Origin of the sequence: Desulfosarcina sp., from assembly GCF_041551955.1 — a bacterium.
In the GTDB taxonomy this organism is placed as follows: domain Bacteria; phylum Desulfobacterota; class Desulfobacteria; order Desulfobacterales; family Desulfosarcinaceae; genus Desulfosarcina.
Genome location: NZ_JBFELV010000219.1, coordinates 1 through 8,214 on the forward strand (window position 1 = coordinate 1; position 8,214 = coordinate 8,214).

The following is an 8,214-nucleotide window of genomic DNA, read 5'->3' on the forward strand; positions in this document are numbered from 1 at the left end:
CGAGATTACCTGAATCTCGATGTTGCCGATTGGATAGCTTCGTTCATGGCCTCCCAAGCCAGGTCCGCACCAGATTTGAGATCTTCCCAGGCATCCTCTCCGGACCGAGTCATTTCAGCCATTTTCTTTTCAATATCCTTGCGTTTCTGCTTCAGCATTTCGATCTGAGTCTGATACTCGATTTTAGAGTCTGCCTCAACCTGATCCGCTTTTGACTTCAGCGTATCAATATCGGCATTCCACTCATCGATTTTAGCGTGCAGCTTTTGAACATATGCATCTCTTTTGCTCATTTTTCTTTTCCTTTCAGATTAATATCAGTATTTTTTTTACCGATGATGGTAATGATCAACCATAAGCCCAATACCACGGATAGCAGATAACCGATAACACCCAGGGCTGGAAAACCAAACAGATAGGGTCCAATCCCGGTCGTGATGATCATCGAAGACCCCATGATGATCGCAGCTGTGATGATCGCTGTTGTCAGGCGATTGGAGGCGTTCTCCAATGAATTGACCAGTTGTTCTATCCTATTGAGGTGCAAATTGAATCCCAATTCACCATTTTCCAGTTTGCCGATGATTTGCTGAATCTGGCGGGGGATGTCGCGTTGAGCGCTCCAGAGATTGGAAAATGTATTACGCAGGTTACGCCATACTATTTCCGGCCGAAAACGCTCCTTGGCCAAGCGCATTACACGATCCCTGATCTCCGAGACCACATCAAGGTCTGCATATGCCTGTCTGGCCGATCCTTCTGCGGTCACGAGCGCTTTTATCATTATTACGTAATCCGTGGGCAGTTGCATCTGGTGGTTACGGATCAGGGCCATAATATCCATTAGCAGTTGCCCGATTTTTATTTCCTTAATGGGCACCGCATAGGTGGCATCCAATATGGCCAGCACGTCCCTTTCCATCGCTTTTTGCTGGACGTCAGCCCCTCGTCGTTGACACAGTCGAATCAGGCTATGCGTGAGCGCATCGGTGTCTCTGTCTACAATAGACCGCAGCAGTTCGGTGAGCTCGAAGCGATCATTCTCCGTAAGCCGCCCTACCATACCCCAATCGATAATGCACAAGTTCATCTCTTTGGTGATCAGCAGGTTACCCGGGTGCGGGTCGGCGTGGAAAAAACCGTCTTCGAGAATCTGTTTGGTCGCAGCTGCCAGACCTTGTTTGGCAATGCGTTCACCATCGTACGGTGAGCCTGGAAGGAGTTCGCTGTAACGGGCGCCTTGCACGAATTCCATAACCAAAACCTTATCGGTGCTATAGGTTTCATATCCTTCGGCAATGTAAATTGGGGTGTCGGCGCTGAAAGACCTGGCAATTTTCATGTTGCGTAATTCCGCAGTAAAGTCAGTCTCCGTCATCAAGTGACGGCGAATCACCTCAACCAATTCCGGAAGATTATAGGCCTTGAGTTCATCAAACTTCTGGTCCAGAAAGTTGGCCATGGTTTCCAGAATATCCAAATCGGATTCAATTTTCTTCCTGATATCCGGACGCTGAATCTTGACCGATACGATATGTCCTTCTTTCTTAAGCACAGCCCGATGCACCTGAGACAAGGAGGCGGCCGCTACCGGTTCGACATCAAAAACCGAAAAAACATTATCGATAGATTCTTTTAGGCTTTCAAGGACCACAGTTTCGATATCATCCAACGCCAATGCGGGGACATCATCTTGCAACTTTTCCAACTGGACCAGGAGCGCTTTAGGCAACAGATCTGGCCTCAAACTCATAATCTGGCCGAATTTAATGAATGTGGGCCCCAAGTCTTCTATTGCGCGGCGAATGCGCACATATACACCGGAATCGGATTCGGTAGGACTCATTTTACGCACCAGATCAGCACCCGGGACATCCATCCGTTGCACGATTTCTTGAAATCCATATTTTGCTAGTATGGTTATTATGTCTTTGAAGCGTTTGATGTTTTTCAATTCACTGAATTGCATGAATGATTCCTCTGAGAGATGATTATTTAAATACTTCCGATCAAAAAACGCTTTCTACTGTTCTTCCGGTTGATTTGTTTCCATCTCTGCCTTGATTTTGCCGAAGAGGAGCAGTGAGACAAAGTTAATGATTGAAAGCATCACTGCAATTTCAAGGCGATCAAAGGCTACAGCCAAACCGATAGCACCAGTATTCCATATACTTGCTGCCGATGCGGTGCCGGCGACTTTATCCTGGTCTTTAAAGATAGCTCCGCCACCAATGAATCCAATGCCAGTGATGATACCTTGAATTATTCGTGCCTCTCCATCTGTACTGCTGATGACTGACATGCCGACCAGCATGAAGCCGCAAGTCACTACAGCCACCAGAGGAAATGTGCGCAACCCGAATTGTCGTTTACTATGTTCACGATCCCATCCAATGGGTAACGCAAGTATATACGCCAGCAATAGGTGCGCAGCATGATTGAGGGCGATACCCCAATCGATTTGAAATAAATCCATGGTAAGAATACCTTTGAATTTAAAATTGTGATAGTTTGACTTGATGAAGCTATTTTGACTTTGGGCCTGCAAAAAACCAGAAGAGAAAACCAATTACAGGAAGAATGAGAACAAAGACAATCCAAAAGACTTTTTTTCCTGTTGATGCCTTGCTTTGAAAGGTGCTTACAATGGCCCAAATATCAGCAATCAATACTAAGAATCCGATAATTCCACTGACTTCAATATTCATGTTTATTCTCCTATTTACCCATTTCTGACAACGAAATCTCGTTTATTGTGTCGGCAACTAAAATTTATTCATGCCGCCAAGTAAGTGGTGAGCTCACATTCGTGTCAGATGAATTGTGGTTTCCGAGCGCTGCTAAATGATCGTTTAGGTCATAACCTAATAGATATGAATGTATATATTAATCATTCTGTGCATCGAGTCCAGTCGGTGAGAACCTCAAGAATAGTTTCAATCGCTATTGATGATTATTTGCTCGGTAAAAAAACCGAATACCGTGGAAGTTTTTATAGTTCATCATTGCTTGGCTGACGATTTACGTAGACACCCCTGATCTGGATACGTATAGAGGCGAATTTCAGCGCAGACTACCACGCTGAAAATTGATTCACTGAAGCTTTCCAGAACATATCCCACTCACGGGTGAAACTGTGGTAGCTGCTATGGACATGTTGCAATCATATTTCTTAACTGACTTGTTTATTCGTCTATCAAGATAGTGCCAGATAAATTTTTGCGCATCAAAAAGAACAAATCTGTAATAAATTGGTTATCTGTTATGATCATTGAATCCTTCCAGATTGTGAGCGTGGCAAGGTGTCCCAAAAAAGATTAGCGGTTTAAATAGTACCAGCGACATCAATATCATCCATCTATTTACAATTCCGAAATACCCACTGGCCTCCATTAGTTTCGGCACCCAAAAATAGAAGCTCAATGGAACGATTTGATCGAGTGCTGTTTTGGAATGTATGATATGTAATCTTTATCCCCAGGGAAAAATACACTACCCAATTTCTTGGGACGCCATTTCTAAAAGTTCAGGTTCGATTTCTTAACAAATGAAACCCGCCTTTATTCAAACCGTACTTCGGCAGATACATTTGAATCCCTATAATGTTCAAACCGCGATTTAGGCATTTCGACAAATTCCGTCCTTTCATTAAATTCGGCTGTTATTGCAAAGGTTGCAATAGTGCATAGTCTTGGTCGCGACATGGTTTCAATTACACCATTTTTAACGTTTTTGAATGGCTCATTTCGAATATACCGTTTGGCCGCTATGACCTTATAGTGGTTACGGAACCAATTGAGGAAAAATGACATGAACCCTATAAATCGTAGAACATTTATGATTGTAGCGGCCGCTGCAGCAACACCAACTTTTGCATTCGGCCAGACTTCCAATTCTAAACGAATCGAAACGGGAATGCTTGTCAAGGCGGACCAAGATCGGTTTAATAGCCGCCAGACAGTGCTCAGTGGTTTTCCGATTGATTTTAAGGTCGCATCAAAGGATACCGACGGTGATCTTTTCATCATAGAGAATCTCAATAAAAAAAAAGGTGGCCCCCCGCGTCACCTTCACTATGAGCAAGAAGAGTGGTTTTACGCTATCGAAGGTGAGTACCTGTTAGAGATTGGTGACGAGCAATTCGATTTGGGTCCAGGGGACTCCATCCTTGCTCCGAGAAAGGTACCCCATGCATGGGCGTTCAAGGGAAAGGACAACGGGAGACTCCTTATTGCCTTCCAACCCGCCGGTCTGATGGAATCCTTTTTCAAAGAATTGGCGAATATTAAAGGTGTGCCTGAAAAAACAGTATTAAGACAACTATTTCAAAAACATGGCATGGAAATAACAGGTCCTCCATTGTTTTAAGCCACGGTCTGATCCAAGCCATAAGAAAATGAACGCTCGTTCTTGACTATACTATCATCCTATCTATCCCTGGCGAGGAACTATTATTGATTAGTCCTTCTTCAACCCTTCCCATTGATAGCGGACAAACGATTAAATATCAGATGAACCGACTCTAACCATCCTCATTAAATGTAACGACCGGAGTAGATGTCTTTGTACTTGTCGTCTTGTTTTTTTAATCAATAATAATTCTGTGTTAAACTTAAACGATCTCGGAGCTCTGGCACGTCAAAAACTGATTTTGGAGACGCTACAGGGCACGGTAAAATGAGTGTTGAATACTTTACGAAGGATGCGGGGACAGACATTGCTCCGCTGCTGCAAGGGCAAGCTGGACACAGGCAGATGGGGTGCCGTGCCTTCGGCTGTGGCCCTGACCACTGGGGTCTCTTGGCGCAATGAGGCCCTGGTAAGTCTATAATATCCAGTTGTTAAATGAAAATTTTATGCATTCCCTGATAAATAAATCCCCTGGCAAGTTGTGTTGTGAGTTTCGTTATGTTGTGGGTTTCATTCCCCATGTCCTTCCATCTAATTCCATGAAGATAGAACAATCCATATCATTCCTTTGATTCAACCCTCCTATTCTTTCACGTCGGCTGGAAGAAATACCTGTCTGGCGCACTATCCGGATTTCTTGCCCTTCGACCCACGATTTGCGATTCTAAAAGGGGATAGATAGAAAAGCCCGAAGTGGCACCTTCGGGCTTTAGGCAAGAGCTACCGCAAACCTCCGGAAGCTCCCACACCATACTTCCTTTCTATTGCACCTTCCGGCTGTTTGCAAGGCCGGAGGCATGCCCAAGGTGTTACTGATTCTCATTCAATGTCGATGGTGTGATTTTACTTTTTGTATCTGCAGAAGCTGTTTTAGAGGACAGGCCTTTTGTTGTGATGAATGCCGCAGTGCGGGAAAGCGCAAAAACCATTGCAAAGCACAAAGAAAATATCGCCGGACCCAAAAAGGCAAAAAGAACCACTGTGAAGCTGAAAACCGTCGCAGACACGGCAATACGCAAAGAAAACCAAAAAACATGGATGATGCAACTTCAACACCCCGGCGTCCATGGGCTATGTACATAGTAACCCGCACAAAAAACTGTACCTGCCGTTTCGATGCAAGGCCATTTTGCCATTTTTGCGGTATTCGTGGCCGGATTGTGAAAATGTTCCCCCGCCGCGGATATGGTTAACCCAATCGAAAAGGTGGCCATGATGATAAAAAAGAAAATTCTCAATCCTGATCGTATCAGACGCATCCATGGCGGGTTCAGCTTTATCCCGCACCGTTTTCTCGCCGATGGATTTTTGGCCGCTTTACCGCAAAAGGAAATCCTTCTCTACCTGTTTCTGGTGCTCGCTTCGGACCGTTATGGACTCTCTTTCTACAGCTACGACAAGATTTGCACCTTGCTGCAAATGGATCTCGACCAGTACATCAACGCCAGAAACGGACTGATCGATAAAGATCTGATCGCTTTTGACGGCACGGTTTTCCAGGTACTCGAACTTCCCGCAACGCCCGTTGTATCGCTAACACCATTGAAAGCAGACCACAAACCAATAAGAAACCCGGTGCCCATCGCCCGCCTTGTCGACCAATCGCTAAAACGGATTACGCCATGAACCGCCAGACAACCTCTGAAGAGGTGATCGTTGCGCTTAAACAAGCCATTGAAGACCACCTGCAATGGATGGCTTCCCAGGGCTATGCCCAGAGCACCCAGAGAGATTACCGATGGCGATTGATCCAATTTACCAATTTAATCAAAGCTGGAAGTTATGGCTGGAAGGACATTTTTACTTTTGCTACCATCAAGCGATTCAAAGGTCCTCCACATGCTATTACCAACCTTTCGAGATATCTTTACGCGCAGGGCAAAATTGCTCAACCGATCCGCTATCCAACACCGTCCGTGAACTTGCCAGACGTGTTCGAGGATTATTTGCGCTACCGAAAAAAATTTCATCAAACCCCTGAACGCACCATCAAGGCCAACCGGCGCGTGCTCAACGCTTTTGCCCAATATCTCCAGCGACACCGGATCAAGCTGCAGGCGGTCGGCATCGAGCAGATCGATGCATTTTTAAAGACGTTTTTAAACGGGTTTTCAACTGCCTCGTGCAGGATTTATCGGTCCTATCTGCGCGGATTTTTACGTTACCTGTTCGCCGAACGCCGATTATTGGCCAAAGACCTGGCGCCGCTGGTCACCGGCCCCCCATTGTTTGCTCGGAGCAAGCCGCCTAAATTTTTACGTAAGCATGAAATCCATAAGCTGTTTGCCAGTTTAAGGTATACGACGGCCAGTGAACTTCGAACCGCCGCAATGATCCATCTGGCCTATCTGCTGGGATTGCGTCCCTGCGAGATCCGATCGCTCAGATTGGACGACATCAGCTTCGGCAAGGCGGAAGTTTACCTGCGGGATCGCAAAAACAACCGTCCCGTCAAGTTGCCATTGCCCGATGCGGCAATCAAAGCCGTCGCCGCCTACCTGATCGGCGGCCGCGCCCAAAGCAACCACCGGGCTCTGTTTTTAACCCTGCATCCGCCCCATCGACCGCTCAGCCCCAATGTCATCGGCCATTGCGTCTGCAATTGTATGCGGGCTGCGGGCCTGGACGCCAGCGCCTATTGGCTGCGTCACACCTATGCGCAAAACCTGTTGGAGGCCGGTGCATCGATCTACGAGGTCAAGGAGATGCTGGGCCATGACAGCATCGAGTCCACCCGAAAGTATCTGCACATCCATATCGATCTGATGCGAAAGGTGCTATTCGATGACCCTTTTTAACAGCTTTTTGGCAACGCGGCTCACCGATTATATCGCCTACCGCCAGTCCCTGGGGTTCTCGACCAAAGCGCTGTATGCCCATCTGAAGACCTTTGATCGCTATCTGGCCAGGCGCCAAAAAGAACCGGCCGCTCTGCCGGCATCGTTTTTTCTCGAGTTACGCGCCGATCTGAAGGTCGAATCTCGCAGCATCAACCGGGTGATCTCCACCGTGCGGATGTTCTTCGGCTATTTGGTGCGCTGCGGGGATTATGCGGTCAATCCGGTAAAGGGCATCCCGCTGTTGTCGGAAAATGAGATCATCCCTTTTATCTTCTCTGCCAAACAGGTGGATCAGCTGCTTTTGGTTGTTTGCCGGACGATCCGCAAGCAACCGAGGTACTTCATGAAGGATTTGGCGGTGTACCTGGTGATCTTGCTGCTGGCCCGCTGCGGGATGCGAATATCGGAGCCGGTACGATTGCTCAAACATCACTATCGCCAGTCGGAGCGGACCCTTTATATCGAAAAGACCAAGTTTAAAAAAGACCGCCTGATACCGGTGCCGAAAGCGGTGAACACCCAACTTCAAAACTACCTGAATGCACGTAACAACCTGATGGACGACGCTCACAATCCTTTTCTGCTGGCCGGATCCAGGTGCGGTGGCCTCACTCCCGAGCGGGTCCGGTTCATCTTTAACCAGGCCGTTAAAGCCATCGGCATCGAACAGCCCAGACGGGTTGTCGGCCGCACCAACTTTTGCGCCCCGACCGTTCACAGCCTGCGGCATTCGTTCGCTGTGAACACACTTTTACAAGTAAAATCCCGGCAAGGATCGCCCCAACAAGCACTGCCTGTCCTGGCCGCCTATATGGGGCATAGTGAGTACAAGCATACCGTCAAATACCTGAAAATGGTCGATGCCGACCAACGAGAACAACTGTTGGATTTTGTTCTCACCCAAAAACGATGAATCTTACCCGTTGTATACACCAATTTTTTGAGCAGTACTTGCCCCGTATCA

Annotated in this window: 9 protein-coding genes; 5 read left to right on the forward strand and 4 right to left on the reverse strand. The window is 47.0% G+C overall.

The features are described from left to right. Positions 1 to 5 precede the first annotated feature (5 nt). The 4 genes from ABYV26_RS15700 to ABYV26_RS15715 are packed head-to-tail and all read right to left on the reverse strand — an operon-like array spanning position 6 to position 2,708. Entirely contained in the window at positions 6 to 293 is a 288-nt protein-coding gene (locus ABYV26_RS15700) for a hypothetical protein (protein WP_372682302.1), read from the reverse strand. After that, entirely contained in the window at positions 290 to 1,969 is a 1,680-nt protein-coding gene (locus ABYV26_RS15705; protein ID WP_372682303.1) for an ABC1 kinase family protein, read from the reverse strand. The genes ABYV26_RS15700 and ABYV26_RS15705 overlap by 4 nt, the downstream gene beginning before the upstream one ends. Positions 1,970 to 2,023: 54 nt before the next feature. Beyond that, the gene (locus ABYV26_RS15710; RefSeq protein ID WP_372682304.1) at positions 2,024 to 2,476 is read right to left on the reverse strand and encodes an MgtC/SapB family protein; all 453 of its coding nucleotides are present in this window, start codon (positions 2,474 to 2,476) and stop codon (positions 2,024 to 2,026) included. Between the two features lie 49 nt (positions 2,477 to 2,525). After that, positions 2,526 to 2,708: a PLD nuclease N-terminal domain-containing protein gene (locus ABYV26_RS15715; RefSeq protein WP_372682305.1), complete on the reverse strand. Its 183-nt coding sequence runs from the start codon at positions 2,706 to 2,708 to the stop codon at positions 2,526 to 2,528. Positions 2,709 to 3,810: 1,102 nt separating this feature from the next. On the opposite strand from ABYV26_RS15715, the gene ABYV26_RS15720 reads away from it, so the two are divergent. The 5 genes from ABYV26_RS15720 (at position 3,811) to ABYV26_RS15740 (ending at position 8,163) form a co-directional block, all read left to right on the forward strand. Then, positions 3,811 to 4,368, forward strand: a complete 558-nt coding sequence (locus ABYV26_RS15720) for a cupin domain-containing protein (protein ID WP_372682306.1) — start codon at positions 3,811 to 3,813, stop codon at positions 4,366 to 4,368. 879 nt (positions 4,369 to 5,247) lie between these two features. Continuing rightward, on the forward strand, positions 5,248 to 5,493 hold the full coding sequence (locus tag ABYV26_RS15725) for a hypothetical protein (protein ID WP_372682307.1): 246 nt from the start codon (positions 5,248 to 5,250) through the stop codon (positions 5,491 to 5,493). A 132-nt stretch (positions 5,494 to 5,625) separates the two neighbouring features. Beyond that, complete coding sequence (locus ABYV26_RS15730; RefSeq protein WP_372682308.1) at positions 5,626 to 6,036, forward strand: helix-turn-helix domain-containing protein; 411 nt, start codon at positions 5,626 to 5,628, stop codon at positions 6,034 to 6,036. Then, positions 6,033 to 7,208 (forward strand): tyrosine-type recombinase/integrase, encoded by a 1,176-nt coding sequence (locus ABYV26_RS15735; protein ID WP_372682309.1) that lies wholly within the window; start codon positions 6,033 to 6,035, stop codon positions 7,206 to 7,208. Before ABYV26_RS15730 ends, ABYV26_RS15735 begins: the two co-directional genes overlap by 4 nt. Further along, complete coding sequence (locus tag ABYV26_RS15740) at positions 7,195 to 8,163, forward strand: tyrosine-type recombinase/integrase (RefSeq protein WP_372682310.1); 969 nt, start codon at positions 7,195 to 7,197, stop codon at positions 8,161 to 8,163. Before ABYV26_RS15735 ends, ABYV26_RS15740 begins: the two co-directional genes overlap by 14 nt. Positions 8,164 to 8,214 lie beyond the last annotated feature (51 nt).

Excerpts from the sequence above, each read along its gene's own strand:
- ABYV26_RS15700 (WP_372682302.1), bottom strand. The coding sequence starts at position 293 with ATGAGCAAAAGAGATGCATATGTTCAAAAGCTGCACGCTAAAATCGAT.
- ABYV26_RS15705 (WP_372682303.1), bottom strand. The coding sequence starts at position 1,969 with ATGCAATTCAGTGAATTGAAAAACATCAAACGCTTCAAAGACATAATA.
- ABYV26_RS15710 (WP_372682304.1), bottom strand. The coding sequence starts at position 2,476 with ATGGATTTATTTCAAATCGATTGGGGTATCGCCCTCAATCATGCTGCG.
- ABYV26_RS15715 (WP_372682305.1), bottom strand. The coding sequence starts at position 2,708 with ATGAATATTGAAGTCAGTGGAATTATCGGATTCTTAGTATTGATTGCT.
- ABYV26_RS15720 (WP_372682306.1), top strand. The coding sequence starts at position 3,811 with ATGAACCCTATAAATCGTAGAACATTTATGATTGTAGCGGCCGCTGCA.
- ABYV26_RS15730 (WP_372682308.1), top strand. The coding sequence starts at position 5,626 with ATGATAAAAAAGAAAATTCTCAATCCTGATCGTATCAGACGCATCCAT.
- ABYV26_RS15735 (WP_372682309.1), top strand. The coding sequence starts at position 6,033 with ATGAACCGCCAGACAACCTCTGAAGAGGTGATCGTTGCGCTTAAACAA.
- ABYV26_RS15740 (WP_372682310.1), top strand. The coding sequence starts at position 7,195 with ATGACCCTTTTTAACAGCTTTTTGGCAACGCGGCTCACCGATTATATC.